Source organism: Halanaerobium saccharolyticum subsp. saccharolyticum DSM 6643 (assembly GCF_000350165.1).
Taxonomy (GTDB): Bacteria; Bacillota; Halanaerobiia; order Halanaerobiales; family Halanaerobiaceae; genus Halanaerobium; species Halanaerobium saccharolyticum.
Window position 1 is genome coordinate 105,860 of record NZ_CAUI01000023.1, and the last position, 15,551, is coordinate 121,410.

11 protein-coding genes and 1 other RNA gene are annotated in these 15,551 nt (G+C 32.8%); all 12 read right to left on the reverse strand.

Annotated features, from left to right (window positions below; genetic code table 11):
* Positions 1 to 5: 5 nt before the first annotated feature.
* A complete protein-coding gene (locus HSACCH_RS13615; protein ID WP_005489794.1) occupies positions 6 to 1,418 on the reverse strand; it encodes a sensor domain-containing diguanylate cyclase in 1,413 nt (470 codons plus the stop codon).
* Positions 1,415 to 2,464, reverse strand: coding sequence for a cobalamin B12-binding domain-containing protein (locus tag HSACCH_RS10700; RefSeq protein ID WP_005489795.1), 1,050 nt, complete (start codon positions 2,462 to 2,464; stop codon positions 1,415 to 1,417). The genes HSACCH_RS13615 and HSACCH_RS10700 overlap by 4 nt, the downstream gene beginning before the upstream one ends.
* Positions 2,465 to 2,587: 123 nt before the next feature.
* Positions 2,588 to 2,943: a transfer-messenger RNA gene (ssrA, locus tag HSACCH_RS13800) on the reverse strand.
* A gap of 66 nt (positions 2,944 to 3,009) precedes the next feature.
* Positions 3,010 to 3,492 (reverse strand): SsrA-binding protein SmpB, encoded by a 483-nt coding sequence (smpB, locus tag HSACCH_RS10705; RefSeq protein WP_005489796.1) that lies wholly within the window; start codon positions 3,490 to 3,492, stop codon positions 3,010 to 3,012.
* A gap of 30 nt (positions 3,493 to 3,522) precedes the next feature.
* Positions 3,523 to 5,670 (reverse strand): ribonuclease R, encoded by a 2,148-nt coding sequence (gene rnr, locus HSACCH_RS10710; protein WP_005489797.1) that lies wholly within the window; start codon positions 5,668 to 5,670, stop codon positions 3,523 to 3,525.
* Between the two features lie 58 nt (positions 5,671 to 5,728).
* Positions 5,729 to 6,280: an HDIG domain-containing metalloprotein gene (locus tag HSACCH_RS10715; protein WP_005489798.1), complete on the reverse strand. Its 552-nt coding sequence runs from the start codon at positions 6,278 to 6,280 to the stop codon at positions 5,729 to 5,731.
* Between the two features lie 58 nt (positions 6,281 to 6,338).
* Complete coding sequence (locus HSACCH_RS10720; RefSeq protein WP_005489799.1) at positions 6,339 to 6,743, reverse strand: PaaI family thioesterase; 405 nt, start codon at positions 6,741 to 6,743, stop codon at positions 6,339 to 6,341.
* Positions 6,744 to 6,827: 84 nt separating this feature from the next.
* Positions 6,828 to 8,780 carry a sodium-translocating pyrophosphatase gene (locus HSACCH_RS10725; RefSeq protein WP_005489800.1) on the reverse strand — a complete coding sequence of 651 codons (1,953 nt, stop codon included), beginning with the start codon at positions 8,778 to 8,780 and terminating at the stop codon, positions 6,828 to 6,830.
* Positions 8,781 to 8,967: 187 nt separating this feature from the next.
* The gene (gene secG / locus HSACCH_RS10730; RefSeq protein WP_005489801.1) at positions 8,968 to 9,189 is read right to left on the reverse strand and encodes a preprotein translocase subunit SecG; all 222 of its coding nucleotides are present in this window, start codon (positions 9,187 to 9,189) and stop codon (positions 8,968 to 8,970) included.
* Positions 9,190 to 9,349: 160 nt separating this feature from the next.
* Complete coding sequence (locus HSACCH_RS10735; RefSeq protein ID WP_005489802.1) at positions 9,350 to 12,427, reverse strand: efflux RND transporter permease subunit; 3,078 nt, start codon at positions 12,425 to 12,427, stop codon at positions 9,350 to 9,352.
* A 156-nt stretch (positions 12,428 to 12,583) separates the two neighbouring features.
* Positions 12,584 to 13,873 carry a phosphopyruvate hydratase gene (eno, locus tag HSACCH_RS10740; protein ID WP_005489803.1) on the reverse strand — a complete coding sequence of 430 codons (1,290 nt, stop codon included), beginning with the start codon at positions 13,871 to 13,873 and terminating at the stop codon, positions 12,584 to 12,586.
* Positions 13,874 to 14,004: 131 nt separating this feature from the next.
* On the reverse strand, positions 14,005 to 15,546 hold the full coding sequence (gpmI, locus tag HSACCH_RS10745) for a 2,3-bisphosphoglycerate-independent phosphoglycerate mutase (RefSeq protein WP_005489804.1): 1,542 nt from the start codon (positions 15,544 to 15,546) through the stop codon (positions 14,005 to 14,007).
* Between the last annotated feature and the right edge of the window lie 5 nt (positions 15,547 to 15,551).

Genomic DNA, 15,551 nt, shown 5'->3' on the forward strand with positions numbered 1-15,551 from the left:
TTACATTATCTATCTTTATTTTTCATTTTTTTCTTTTCTTCATACATAGCACGATCAGCTTTATTAATTAATTGATCTAAACTCTTTTTATAATCAGAACTATATTCTGCTGATCCATGACTGACTGAAATTTCATAATCCTTATCATTAGATTTTGATAACTGTTTAAGCTTTTCTCTAACTCTATTCCATATTTTTTCAGCAGCTTCTTTATCACTCTGGGGTAATATTAAAAGAAATTCATCTCCGCCCAGTCTTACAACCATATCATTTCTTCTTAATGAATTCTGCATAACATTACTTACCTGCTGTAAAAGCTTATCTCCTTCTTGATGTCCAAAATTATCATTAACTGATTTCAAATCATTAACATCAATAAAAATAACTGAAAGAGTAAAATTATTTGCTTCAGCTAAATTCATTTCCTCCTGTAAATAATCTAAACCAGCCCTTCTATTTAAAACCTCAGTTAATAAATCAGTAGATGCATATTTTCTTAAACGCTGCTCATTGTCTTTTCTCTCACTGATATCCCTGAAAATAATCACCTTACCCTGATTTTCTACTACTTTTGCTGCAGAAAATTCTATTGGAATTGAATTGTTGTTTTTTGAGATTAAAATTGCTTCTTGATTATTAATTTCTTCTTTTTTTTGAAAGAGAGAAGCTAAATCAATCTCAATATCCTCCTCAACAGCTGAGTTTTCTTCAGTTATCAACTCTAAATCATGACCATTATTTTTTTTTATGGAAACCTTAAAAATATCCCTACATTTTTTACCTTTAGCATCATCTAATGACCACCCCAGCATCTTCTCTGCTTTAGAATTCAAATAAACAATATTATTCTTATAATCTGCTGTTATTACACCTTCTGCGATGCTGCTTAAAGTAACTCTATATTTTTCTTTCTCTGCTTTTAATTGCAAATTTTGTTTGTTCAATTGACGCTGCAAATTAACTAATTTGTTATTTAATCGGCTCATCTCATTATATATTTCTTCATCTTTAGCTGGTATGTTTTTATTTTTATTTTCTTTGATGTTAGATCTTAAACTGTTAACATATTCATTATTAATTTTCATTAATTCTTCGTAATATTTAATCATATCTTCTGATTGATTGGCAGCTATTATAATATTATCAGAATCAAGATTATTTAAAACTGTTAAAATATATGATTCAGTTTTTCCAATTAAATTAAGGTCCATTTCTCTTCCAAAAACCACATCATCTTTTTCAGCCTCTTCTAATAAAGAAAAGTATTTTTTTAAACTTCCTTCATCTATATAATTACTGAAATTCTTATTTTTTAAATTAAGCTTTTCTTTTAGTGAATTAAAAACTATTTCTTTTATTTGTCCTTCTTCATCAATTTTTAAAATAAGACCATGTGTTAATCTGTCTCTGCTAATCATAATAATGAATCAGCCACCTTTACTGCTTCTTTTGCGTCAGCAGCAAATCCATCAGCTCCAATTTTCTGCCATAAATAATTACTCTGCATAAAAATTCTTCCTCCAACCATAATTTTTAGTTTTGATAATTTGTCATTTTTATGAATTAGCTTTATTAAATTACTAGTTTTTTCCAGCTGTCTTGGTAGAGTAACTGAAAGAGCTAATAAATCAATTTCTTTTTCTTTCAAAATATTTATAATTTCTGCTGGTGGAGTATTTGATCCTAAATGAATAGTATCCCATCCATTCAATTCTAATAAATCAGCAACCATTCTAATTCCTAGCTCATGCAGTTCAGCACCAATACAGGTAGTTAAAGCTTTTTTCCCTTTCTCAAAAGAAGTAAAAATTTTAGGATATAATTGTGACATAGCAAGTTGAGTGACAGAAGTTGCATAATGCTCTTGTGCAACACTTATTTGGTTAAGCTGCCAGAGTCTTCCTATTTCATATTGTGCAGGTTGGAAAATTTTTAAGTAAATATCTTCTATTAATATATCACTCTCTGCTAAATCTAAAATTAAACTAACTGCTTTTTCTCGTTCCATGTTCATTAATAAACTAAGATATTTATCTGTTTCTTTATGCAAAAAATTATCTTCTTTTATAAAGGACTCATAATGATTTTTAGAAGAATTGATACTCACATCTGCGGCAGTTAAATAACTTTTAATAATAGCAAACTCTTTTTTGTCTAAATTTCTTTCTAATACATTTGTTGTTGCTATTAAATAATTTTTTAAAAGTTTAGCTTCTATTCCTCGTTCTTTTAAAACTATGTATAGCCACCTGTAGTAATTTGAAAAAATATTAACCTCGTCCACAAATAACGCTTGGGCAAGATAGTTTAAAATATCAGAAATGTGATCCTCACTTTTTTGAATTTGAACTTCATTATAGTAATCTTTTAATTCTGGCATTAGTAAAAGCGGCTCTTCCACTATTTCTTTTATCAAATTGTCCTTATTATTCATAACAAAATCTTTTATTTGCTTTCTTGACATACAAATCTCCTCATTTCTCCTACTATATATATATTAAAGATTTTGAGGTGATTTCCTGCATTTATAAATAAAAAAAGAACCCATAATAGTTAGGTTCTTGGTTTATAAATCATTATATAATTTTGGTGGAGGTGGTGGGAGTCGAACCCACGTACTAAATGGCTCACCCAGTAGTTTCTACAAGCGTAGTTCAGCATTTAGTCTTACAGTAAGCACTCCGCTGAACTGGATTACTTACTGCCAGCCTGTTAAATGTCCCTTCTTCTTACAGACATCAGAAGAAGGTTAGCCTGTTTTGTATGACACCTAAGACGACTCCACAGACAGGATCCGCTCAGGCGTTAACTGCCTACGCGGCAGCTAAAGCGTAATTATTATCGTTTGCAGATAATTTTATTTTCCCAGTGTTTAACGAGTGAAAGGAACTCCTCGGCTTGCTTCTAAAAGGTTCACCATCCAGGCGAAGCCAGAACACCCCCTGAATAGCTCAAATCTATCTTTTGCATAATTATTATAACTTAAAGGTCAGGAAATGTCAAATTTTTTTAATAATCTCCTTTTTGACGGCGATTAAAAGCTTTTTCTATTTCCCTTTTTGCTGTTTTCTCAGCTATATCTCTTCTTTTATCATGCTGCTGTTTACCCTTAGCCACTGCCAGTTCCACTTTACAGAGGTTTTTCTTTAAATAAAGAGTTAAAGGAACAAGGGTATAACCTTTTTGAGTTGTATAACCAATGAGTTTTCTAATTTCACTTTTGTTAAGCAGTAATTTTCTCTTTCTCTCTGGCTCATGGTTATAGCGATTTCCTTCTTTGTAGGGACTGATATGCATATTGTGCAAATAAACTTCTCCATTTTGCACCAAAGCAAAACTATCTTTTAAATTTACCCGATGATTACGAATTGACTTAATTTCAGTACCTTTAAGTATAATCCCTGCCTCATATACTTCCTCTATATAAAAATCATGTCTGGCTTTTTTATTTCTAGCTATAATCTCTATATCTTTATCCTTAGCTTTAGCCATGACTACCACATCCTTAATCTATTATTTCTACTAATCTATTTTTTCAATTAATTCAAAGTCAAGTTCTCTTTCATCTCTATTTACTTTAGTAACTTTAATTTTAACTTCATCACCAATTCTATAAATCTTTTTAGTTCTTTCTCCAATTAAGTGATATTTTTCTTCATCATAGTGATAATAATCATCACGAAGATTTTTAATATGAACCAAACCTTCTACAGTATTTTCTAATTCTATAAACATTCCAAAACCAGTGATTCCACTTATAATACCTTCAAATTCTTCTCCAATTTTATCTTCCATAAATTCAATTTTCTTTAAATCAACTGAATCTCTTTCAGCATCCATTGCTCTTCTTTCCTGCAATGAACAGTGATCTGCAATTTGGGGAATCTGATTATCTAATTCATCCTGACGCTCTTCACTTAAATAACCTTCAGTAATTGTTTCTTTGATTATTCTATGAGCGGTGAGATCCGGATAACGTCTAATTGGAGATGTGAAATGACTATAATGAGTAATTCCAAGGCCAAAGTGTCCAATATTTTTCTCAGAATAAACTGCTTTTTTAAGTGAACGAAGCATTACTGTTTCAATTATTTTTTCTTCTTTTGTTCCTCTTACATCCTCTAAAATTTCTTGTAGAGCCCGGGGATGAACCCCATTTTTTACTCCTTTTAAACGATAACCAAAATTATGAATAAACTCATTAAATTGCTGCATTCTATCAAGATCAGGCTCTTCGTGTACTCTGTAAATGAAAGGCATCTCACGCCATGACATTTCCGCAGCAACAATTCTATTAGCAGCAATCATGAATTCTTCAATTAACTGCTCTGCTTCTCTATGGCTTCTTTTCTTTAAATTAATAGGATGTCCCTCTTCATCAAGTTCTACTTTAACTTCAGTAAAATTAAAGTCCATACTACCTTCTTCAAAACGATTGCGGCGCAGTCTATCTCTTAATTCATTCATCATTTCAAGTTCTTCTACAAAGTCGTCATATTTTTCTCTTTCAGAACTCTGTTCATCATCTAAAATATTTTGTACTTCATCGTAAGTTAAACGGTGGTTAGAATTAATAACTGATTTTGTAATTTTATGATCTATAATTTCAATTCCATGTTTTCCTCTTAATCTATATTCTATAAAAACTGACATAGTTAAACGATCTACTTGAGGGTTTAAACTACAGATGCCATTAGATAATTTTTTAGGAAGCATCGGTATTACTCGATCAACAAGATAAATGCTGGTCGCACGTTTATATGCTTCATTGTCCAATGGACTCTCTTCTCTTACATAGTGACTTACATCAGCAATATGAACTCCCAATCTATAAACATCATTACTTACCTTTTCTAAAGAGACTGCATCATCTAAATCTTTGGCATCGGCACCATCAATAGTTACCAGTTTTAAATTCCTTAAATCTTCTCTTTCATCATCTTTTTCAACTATATTTTCATTTACCTGATCCGGTATATTTTCAATTTCCTTTAAAACTTTATCTGGAAATTCTCCTGGCAAGTCAAGTTGACGAATGATCGCTTCAATATCAACACCAGCATCATCTTTATCACCCAGTATCTCAACAATTTCTCCTTCAGGATTTCTATTTTTTTCAGGCCAGCGGGTTATTTTTGCTACCACTTTTTGACCATTTTGAGCATCATTTAAAGCTTCGGGTGGAATAAAAACATCATTACATATTCTTTTGTTATCTGGTATTAAAAAACCATAATTTTTATATTTTTCTAAATTACCCACAATTTCTTTATTAACTCTTTCTACAATTTCGGCAACTTCTCCAGCCTGACTTTTACCTCTATTGGAACGAACCGGTCGCACAAACACTTTGTCATTATGCATTGCCCCGTTCATATTAGCTGAAGAAATATATATATCATCTTTCTCAGGCTCATCTGGAATTAAAAAAGCATTACCTGAAGCAATTTTTTCAATTCTACCACCAATTAAATTAAATTTTTCAGGTACACCATATAGGCCTTGAGAATTTTTGAATACTTGTCCTAATTTAATCAAATCATCCAGTAAATCTGAAAACATCTGCTGCTGTTCTTTTGCTATGTCAAACTTATTGAAAATTTCTTCTTTACTAAGTGGACGATGTACATCTTCTCTTAACTTTTTTAATAATTCACTTCTAGCACTCATTAATAATCATCCCCAATCTTTTTGTGATAATGGGCTTTTTGAATTTCTGTTTTATATTCTAAAGTCCTAATTCATCAGAAATATTCTGCATTGAAGTTAGAGAAAGTTTTATAAATTCTTTTAGCTCAAGATCCATTTCTTTACAGGAAGCAATAACATCTCTATCAGCACCTTTAGCAAAAGAACTATCCCCATATCGATTTAAAACAAATTCAGTATCCAGTGCATTTAATTTTTTTTCGGGGTGAATTAAGGCTGAGGCTACTATTAGCCCTGTTAGTGGATCTGATGCATATAAGGCTTTAGCCATTAGAGTTTCTCTGGGAAGTTCGTGCATTCCATTATGTGCTCTAACTGCATCAACAATTTTAGGTTCTATACCCATTTCAGCCAGCATATCTGCTCCAATTTGACTATGCTTTTCTGGCTCGTCAGAAGTCTCTTCATAATCAATATCATGCAGTAAACCAGCTAATCTCCATTTTTGTTCATCCTTATCAAAATAATTCGCTAATTTAGCCATCACCGCCTCAACTGCCAGACAGTGTTTGCGTAAATTTTTCTGCTTAATATTTTCTTCCATCAATTCAAGAGCTTCATTTCTCTGCATTAAAAGTCCTCCTTAATAATTATTTTAGATTTATGTAATAAATATTTTTAATTATAATTTAAGCTTCCATAAATTTAGCTTCAGCCTTAGCCTTTAAATTACCTTCTTCATCAAAAATTTTTGCCTCTGTATAATAAACATTAGCAATAGAACTTTTTTTAGAGCCTTTATATTCCCCAATTATTTCTAATTTTTTACCGATTTCTACTGCAGTTCTATATCTGACATTAAGTTCAGCCGTAAAAGCCTGTATGTCTTTAAATCCAATAACATAGGCCATTGCCTCATCCAACAGAGTTGCAATTAATCCCCCATGCATTATACCATCATATCCCTGATGATTTTCACCTGGAGTAAATTCTCCTCGAACTGTATTTTCATCGGTTTCTTTAAATTTTAACCCTAATGAGATTGGATTTTCCTGCCCACAAGCAAAACACATTTTATCATCTACTTCAGTCATAAACACACTACCTTTCTAAAAGAAAACCCTCCAAGTAGTATAAACTACAAGGAGGGTAATTAATCCTTTACTACTATATTAATTTTACATGAATAACGGAGCAAATACAAGTGAAACAATAGTCATCAATTTAATTAAAATGTTTAAGGATGGACCAGACGTATCCTTAAATGGATCTCCTACTGTATCACCAACAACTGAAGCAGCATGAGTATCTGTACCCTTACCACCGAAAGCTCCTGATTCAATATATTTTTTAGCATTATCCCAGGCTCCACCGGAGTTAGCCATCATAATAGCTAATAAGACACCGGAAGAAAGTGCTCCACCTAAAAGACCACCAAGTGCCTGTACATCCCAGATTCCAACTACTACTGGAACTACAACAGCTAAAAGACCTGGTAAAATCATTTCTTTTAGAGCAGCGGTTGTACTGATATCAATACATTTTTTGTGATCAGGTTTTTGAGTACCTTCCATAATACCTGGCATTTCTTTAAACTGTCTTCTTACTTCTTCAATCATTTCTCCTGCAGCCTTACCTACAGCCTCCATAGTAATAGCAGAGAATAGGAATGGAAGCATAGCTCCCAGGAAGAGTCCAATAATAACCTGAGGATTAGTTAAAGAAATTGACTCTAAGCCAACTGCCTGTGAAAAAGCTGCAAATAATGATAATGCTGTTAAAGCAGCAGAACCAATTGCAAAACCTTTACCCATTGCAGCTGTTGTGTTACCAACAGAGTCTAATTTATCAGTAATATCTCTAACAGAAGAATCAAGTTCTGCCATTTCAGCAATTCCACCTGCATTATCAGCAATAGGACCATAAGCATCAACAGAAAGTGTAATACCTGTTGTAGAAAGCATACCTACAGCAGCCATTGCGATACCATAAAGTCCAGCAAAATTATAAGCTAGGTATATAGCAACTGTAATAACTAAAATTGGAAGTGCGGTACTTCTCATACCAACAGATAAACCACTAATTATGTTAGTTGCTGTACCAGTCTGTGACTGACGAGCAATATGTTTTACAGGCCCATAATGTTCAGAAGTATAATATTCAGTAATTCTACCAATTAAAGTTCCGGCAACTAAACCAGAAATGATTGCTATAAAAATACCAATTTGACCGGTCAAAGAAGTTACTAAAAAATATGCTCCAACAATAGTAATACCTGCAGCGCTCATTGTTCCTCTTTCTAAAGCCTTAGCAGGATTCCCACCTTCTTTAGCTCTTACAAAACGAGTACCAATAATAGCAGCAATAATTCCTAAAGCTGCAATTAACATCGGCAGTAAAACATGATCTACACTTAAAGCAGCTCCTAAAGTCATAGCAGCTACAATTGAACCAACATATGATTCAAATAAGTCTGCTCCCATACCTGCAACATCACCAACATTATCACCAACATTATCAGCGATAACAGCAGGGTTGCGAGGATCATCTTCAGGAATTCCAGCTTCTACTTTACCAACTAAGTCAGCACCAACATCAGCAGCTTTAGTATAAATACCACCACCAACACGGGCAAATAAAGCAATAGAACTAGCTCCAAAAGCAAAACCTCTAATAAACTCTACATTATGAGAAAAGAACATATATAAAATTCCAAGTCCTAAAGTTCCTAAACCTACAACAGACATTCCCATCACAGTTCCACCAGAAAAAGCAACCTTTAATGCTGCATTTAATCCTGATCGAGCTGCATGAGTTGTTCTAGCATTTGCCTGAGTCGCAATCTGCATTCCAATAAATCCAGCTAAAGCAGAGAAAAATGCACCTAAAATAAATGAAGCTGCATACTGCCATCCCAGACTAGGTACAACTGTCATAATAACCGCTACAACTGCAACAAATACTGAGAGCATCTTGTATTCACGACCTAAAAATGTCATAGCCCCCTCATTGATTGCATCTGATAGCTCTGCCATTCTTTCTGTTCCCATACTTTCTTTTTTAACTTTTCCAGCAAGAATAAAAGCAAAAATTAACGCGATTATACCTGCTAAAGGTGTATAAAAATTCATGCACCAACCTCCTTATTAATTAATTTTTTTAATTTCTTATAAATGCTAATTTTTTCAGCATCTTATTTTGGTATATATTGCATATAAATTTAATGAAATTTTTTTATTATATTAAATAATTTATTATTATAAATACTTTTTCACTTAATTATATAATTATTAAACAATTCTTACTTAATTATCAAGTTTAAAATATAGCTAGAATCAGAGAATTAATCATAAATAATACTGCAGCAATAGTTGTTGCTTTACTGATCTTATCTTCCATCTTCTTTCCAGACTTACCAAAAAAAGTGGTAGCACCACCATCAATTGCCCCAGATAAACCAGCACTTTTTCCTGATTGCAGCAGAACACCTACAATGACTCCAATTGCTATAATAAAATGTAAAATCTTAAGTACAAACATTTTAATCTCACCTCCAAATAGTTAAGTAAAATATTGCTAAATATCCATAATTCAGCACAAGTTTAATTTTAACATATTAACACCAAAAATACAATAATTTATAGCCAAAAATCATAATCTGTTATTTATAATATCCATATTTTTAAGTTATCAAAAGACATTATATTTTTTTTGAAGCCTCTTCTTTATCAATACCATAGATTTTAGAAATAATTATTTCTTTTAAATCAGTCAAAAGCGAATAAAAGATCGGAATAATAAATAAGGTCAAGAAAGTTGCAAAACTCAATCCACTTACAATTACTATTCCTATTGGTTGAGATAATTCAGACCCTTCTCCAATTCCTAAAGCAATAGGAATTAAAGCTAATATTGTTGTTAAAGCAGTCATCATAATCGGTCTAAATCTTACTGTTCCTGCGGTAATTATAGCTTCAAGCTTTTCTTTACCATTTCTCCGCAGTTGATTAATATAATCAACCATAACTATTCCATTATTTACTACGATTCCAGCAAGAGTTATTAATCCAATCAAAGAAGCTACCGAAATTATATTTGAGCTAATATAAAGCGCAAATATAACCCCAATAATTGCCAGAGGTATAGTAAACATAATTATAAAAGGGTGAATTAATGATTCAAACTGTGAGGCCATTACCATATAAATTAAAATAATCGATAGCAAAAATGCATAAGCTAAACCAGTAAATGATTCATTTATATCTTCAAATTGCCCTTCATAACTAATTTCATAGCCTTCAGCTAATTCAAAATCACTTAGTTCCAGTTGAATATCATTCACTACACTACCCAAATCTCTATCAAATAGATCTGCAGTTATTTCAGCATAACGCTGTTGATTAATTCTTAATATTTCAGCAGGACCTTCTACTAGCTCAAATTTTGCAATTCTAGTCAGTGGAACTTTTGTTCCTTGATTATTAATTACATTTAAATTAGATAATGAATTTAAAGAATCATAATCTTCTTTATCAACTCGAACTCTGATATTATATTCTTCCCCATCAACTTCATACTTAGTATTAACTGTTCCGCTAATAGCGTTTCTAATTGAAACAGCTATTTGTCTTAGATTAATAGAGAATCTTGAAGCTATTGCTCTATTTATTTTGACCTGTAGTTCTGGTCTGCCAACTTCAAAACTATCTTCTATTTCTCTTAAACCCTCAATATCTTCTATTTCTGTTACAACTAAGGCACTATATTCTCTTAATTTCTGAAAATCATTACCTTTAATCTTTATATTAACCGGTTTTTCTTGTCCTCCCATACCACTCTGGCTGGCAACAGTTAAATTAAGATCAGGAATTTTAACATTTGCTCTAACTTCCTCCATAATATCATCTATAGACCGGTTTCGCTCTGATATATCTACTAAATCTACGTTGATTGAACCACTATTACCACTGCTTATACCCTGCATCATATCAGTTGTGCCAACAGTTGTCATTATTATTTCAACCTCAGGTATCTCATCTAATATTTTTTCTATCTCAAACGCCGCTCTATTTGATTCTTCTAAAGAAGTACCAACCGGTAAGTTATAAGAAATTGAAAATGATCCCTGATCTGCTCCTGGCATAAATTCAAAACCAATCTTTGGCACCAGCATAAAACTTGAAACTAAGGCAATTATCAAAATCAAAACAACCACCCAGCGATGTTTTAACGATTTTTTTAAAAGCTTTTTATAAGTACGAATAATAATCCCTTGCTTTTTCTGTCTTTTAAATTCTTTCGGGCTCAGTTTCAATATTTTTGAGGAAAGCATTGGAATTAATGTTAAAGCAACAACTAATGAGGCTAAAAGTGAAAATGCTACTGTAAATGCTAAATCTTTAAATAGTCTTGCTGCTAACCCTTCTACAAATAGTACCGGCATAAAAACCACAACAGTTGTCATTGTTGAAGCAACGATAGCCATCGCTACTTCTGAACTTCCTTCTTTAGCTGCTTCAATTTTACCTTCTCCCATACTTCTATATCTATATATGTTTTCCAAGACCACAATTGAATTATCTACAAGCATTCCAACACCTAAAGCAAGTCCACCTAACGAAATAATATTTAAATTAATTTCTGCAAAATACATTAAGACGAAAGTTGATATTATAGAAACAGGGATAGCTGTTCCAATAATAATAGTACTTCGTAAATTTCTTAAAAATAAGAATAAAATTATTACTGCAAGTATTCCACCTAATACAGCATTCTGACTTACATTATCTATAGAGTTTTGAATAAATTCGGACTGATCAAACCCTAGAAAAATATTTAAAGAATTATAATCTTCATTTATTTCTTCCATTTCAGCTCTTACTCTATTTGCTACTTCTACAGTATTAGAGTCAGTCTGTTTTTGAATATAAAGAACAACACTATCTTTTTGATTAGAGCGAGAAATTGTAACAGGATCTGCAAAGCCATCTTTAACCTCTGCAATTTCTGCTAATTTTAACCTTCCTCTAGTACCAACTGGGATATTTATATTTCTAATATCATCTAAACTATTAAATTTACCAACAGCTCTAACTAATAAATCTTTTTTACCCTGCTTAATTTCTCCAGCAGAAATATTTAAATTTTCATTTATCAAAATATTGTTCACTGTGTCAAGATCAAGATTATAAAAATTCAATTTTTCTCTTTCTAAAGAAATTATTATCTCGCGCTCGAGTCCTCCCTGAATATTTACCTGAGCTACACCAGGTAACCTTTCTAATTCCGGAGCAATATTATCTTCTATCTCTTTTTTTAATTGATATAACTCTAAATCATCAGAACTTAAACCATAAATCATAATTGGCAACATTGCAGGATCAAATTTAAAAATCAAAGGGCTATCTGCATCATCTGGTATTACAGCATTGCTAATTATATCAGTTTGTTCTCTTAAATTTTGCACAGCAAAATCCATATCAGTTCCCCAGTTGAATTCGACAACAACTGTGGACTGCCCCACTGAGGAAATTGAACTTATACTTTTTACCCCTTCTACAGTAGAAATAGCACTTTCTATAGGCCTTGTTAATAAATTTTCAATTTCTTCTGAGCCAACCCCTTCATATGTTGTAACTATTGCAGCACCAGGAAAAGTAATATCTGGATACAAATCTATTTTCAAATTAGAAAAAGATACAAGTCCAATTATAACAATTAATAAAATCAACATTGCTGTAGTTACAGAACGAGAAATAGCAAAATCAGAAATTTTCATTTTGTTTTTCCTTTCAAAAGCCTCTAGATAGTATAAGTCAATTATATTTTATTATTATAAAAGATTCAAGTAAAGTTAATTTTTTTTAAAAAAAGACCAAGTAGAGAATTAACTCCACTTAGCCTTTTAATTAGTTAATATTATTTTTTATTAATTTTACTTAAGGTTATAAAATGCTTCTTTACCTGCATACTGAGCTGCATCTCCTAAACTTTCTTCAATTCTTAGAAGCTGATTATACTTGGCAACTCTCTCAGAACGTGCAGGAGCACCAGTTTTAATCTGGCCAGTATTCATTGCTACAACAAGATCAGCAATTGTTACATCTTCAGTTTCACCAGAACGGTGCGATACAACAGAAGTAAATCCTGCTCTTGTAGCCATCTTAATAGTATCTAAAGTTTCAGTCAAGGAACCAATCTGATTAACCTTAATTAAGATTGAGTTACTGCTTTTTTCTTCAATACCTCTGCTTAATCTTTCAGTATTTGTTACATAGAGGTCATCACCAACAATTTGTAAACGATCTCCAAGTCTTGCAGTCATCTTAGCAAAACCTTCCCAGTCATCTTCAGCAAGACCATCTTCAATTGAAATAATTGGATATTTATCAATTAATTCAGCATAAAAATCAATCATTTCCTCAGAAGTTTTTTCTACTCCTTCACCAGCTAATACATATTTTCCATCTTTATAAAATTCTGTTGCAGCTGGATCAAGTGCGATATAGAAATCATCACCTGGTTCATAACCTGCTTTTTTAATAGCTTCTACAATTACCTGTAAAGCTTCTTCGTTAGAACCTAAATCAGGAGCAAATCCACCTTCATCACCAACACCTGTACCTAAACCTTTTTCCTGCAGAACTTTCTTTAAATTATGATACACTTCAGCACCCATCTGCATTGCTTCACGGAAGCTAACTGCTCCAACAGGCATAATCATAAATTCCTGAAGGTCTACATTGTTATCAGCATGTTCTCCACCATTTAGAATGTTCATCATTGGAACAGGTAAAGTTTTAGCATTCATTCCACCAAGATAGTTATAAAGGAATGTTCCTGTAGCTTCTGCTGCTGCTTTAGCAACTGCCATTGATACACCTAAAATAGCATTAGCACCTAATTTGCCTTTATTAGCAGTACCATCTAATTCTCGCATCAGGTTATCAATTTCAATTTGTTCCCGAACATCATAACCAATTATTTCAGGTGCGATAACTTCATTAACATTTTCAATAGCATTAAGTACACCTTTACCCATGTAACGATCTTCTTCACCGTCTCTTAATTCTACTGCTTCATATTGACCAGTTGAAGCACCAGATGGTACCGCTGCTCTCCCCATTACACCGTCTTCTAAGACTACTTCTACCTCTACAGTTGGGTTACCACGTGAATCTAAAATTTCTCTTGCATAAACATCTACAATTGTTGTGTTAAACATTATTAATTGACCTCCTTATAATTTTACAGTGAAACTATTTTTAGTTTTATTTTAACAGAGACAGCAAAACTGTCTCTGCTTATTAATTATTTATAACTTAAGCTTTAATTAGCTTTACTTAAGAAGAGTTACTAATTTTCGATGATTAGTGATTCGCCTGTCATTTTTTCTGGTTTTTCAATCCCCAAAATTTCTAACATTGTTGGAGCTAGATCAGCCAATTTACCAGAAGCTATACCTTTATCTTTTGGACCACCTATATAATAAAGTGGAACAAGGTTAGCAGTATGAGCTGTAAATGGAGATCCATCATCTTCTTTCATCTTTTCTCCATTACCATGGTCAGCTGTAAGTAAAGCCTGGCCTCCCTTTTCTAAAATAGCTGGTACTATTTTAGAAAGACAGTCATCTACAGTTTCTACAGCTTTAATAGCTGCATCCATAAATCCAGTATGTCCAACCATATCTATATTAGCATAGTTTAAAATAATCACATCGTATTCTTCTGCTTCAATTTTTTCTAATAACTTATCTGTTACTTCATAAGCACTCATTTCAGGTTGCATCTCATAAGTCGCAACCTGCGGTGAAGGAATTAAAATTCTATCTTCACCTTCATTAGGTTCTTCAACTCCACCATTGAAGAAGAAAGTAACATGAGCATATTTTTCAGTTTCAGCAATTCTCAGCTGCTTTAAACCTTCACGGCTTAATACGTCACCAAGTCCATCTTCAATTTCTACCGGTTCAAAAGCAACTGGTAAATCGAATTCTTCATCATACTCTGTCATAGTTACATAGTATAAATCTTCAGGATGTTCTGGCTCACGCTCAAAGCCATCAAAGCCATCAATAGTTAAAGCCTGAGTAATCTGACGAGCTCTATCGGCTCTGAAATTAAAGAAGATTACTGAGTCGTGATCATTCATTGGTCCCACAGGCTCACCATTTTCGGTGATCACTGTTGGTATCACAAATTCATCTTCTACATCTTCTTCATAAGAAGCTTCTACAGCTTTTACAGCATCTTCCGCTATATTTCCTTCTCCCAGAACTAACATATCATAGGCTTTTTTGGTTCTCTCCCAGCGGTTATCACGATCCATTGTGTAATAACGGCCGCTGACAGTTGCAATTTTACCAGTACCTACTTTATCCAACTCTTCCTGCAATTCTTTTAAATAACCTGTACCGCTGGAAGGCGGAGTATCTCTACCATCTAAAATCGGATGGATATATACTTTTTCTAAACCAGCTCGATCAGCCATCTCAATTAAACCAAAGAGATGTTTGATATGACTATGAACACCACCATCTGATAAAAGACCAATTAAATGTAGTGCACCGTCATTTTCCTTTGCATGATCTACTGCTTTTTTAAGTGCTTCATTTTCAAGTAAATGTTTTTCTTCTACAGCCTTATTTATTCTTGTGAAATCTTGATAAACTATCCGGCCAGCACCAATGTTTAAGTGCCCAACCTCAGAGTTACCCATTTGACCCTCCGGTAGGCCAACTTCCTCTCCGGATGGTTTTAAAATTGAATGTGGATACTCTTTGTTTAATTTATCCAAAAAAGGAGTATCTGCCTGATAGACAGCATTCCCTTCTGCATTTTCATTAATTCCCAGCCCATCTGCAATAATCAGGGCCAGTGGTTTAGGTCTTGCCATAATAA

What these genes read in the sequence shown, in the direction of transcription:
- HSACCH_RS13615 (WP_005489794.1), bottom strand. Translation starts at nt 1,418, where the DNA reads ATGATTAGCAGAGACAGATTAACACATGGTCTTATTTTAAAAATTGAT.
- HSACCH_RS10700 (WP_005489795.1), bottom strand. Translation starts at nt 2,464, where the DNA reads ATGTCAAGAAAGCAAATAAAAGATTTTGTTATGAATAATAAGGACAAT.
- smpB (WP_005489796.1), bottom strand. Translation starts at nt 3,492, where the DNA reads ATGGCTAAAGCTAAGGATAAAGATATAGAGATTATAGCTAGAAATAAA.
- rnr (WP_005489797.1), bottom strand. Translation starts at nt 5,670, where the DNA reads ATGAGTGCTAGAAGTGAATTATTAAAAAAGTTAAGAGAAGATGTACAT.
- HSACCH_RS10715 (WP_005489798.1), bottom strand. Translation starts at nt 6,280, where the DNA reads ATGCAGAGAAATGAAGCTCTTGAATTGATGGAAGAAAATATTAAGCAG.
- HSACCH_RS10720 (WP_005489799.1), bottom strand. Translation starts at nt 6,743, where the DNA reads ATGACTGAAGTAGATGATAAAATGTGTTTTGCTTGTGGGCAGGAAAAT.
- HSACCH_RS10725 (WP_005489800.1), bottom strand. Translation starts at nt 8,780, where the DNA reads ATGAATTTTTATACACCTTTAGCAGGTATAATCGCGTTAATTTTTGCT.
- secG (WP_005489801.1), bottom strand. Translation starts at nt 9,189, where the DNA reads ATGTTTGTACTTAAGATTTTACATTTTATTATAGCAATTGGAGTCATT.
- HSACCH_RS10735 (WP_005489802.1), bottom strand. Translation starts at nt 12,427, where the DNA reads ATGAAAATTTCTGATTTTGCTATTTCTCGTTCTGTAACTACAGCAATG.
- eno (WP_005489803.1), bottom strand. Translation starts at nt 13,873, where the DNA reads ATGTTTAACACAACAATTGTAGATGTTTATGCAAGAGAAATTTTAGAT.
- gpmI (WP_005489804.1), bottom strand. Translation starts at nt 15,546, where the DNA reads ATGGCAAGACCTAAACCACTGGCCCTGATTATTGCAGATGGGCTGGGA.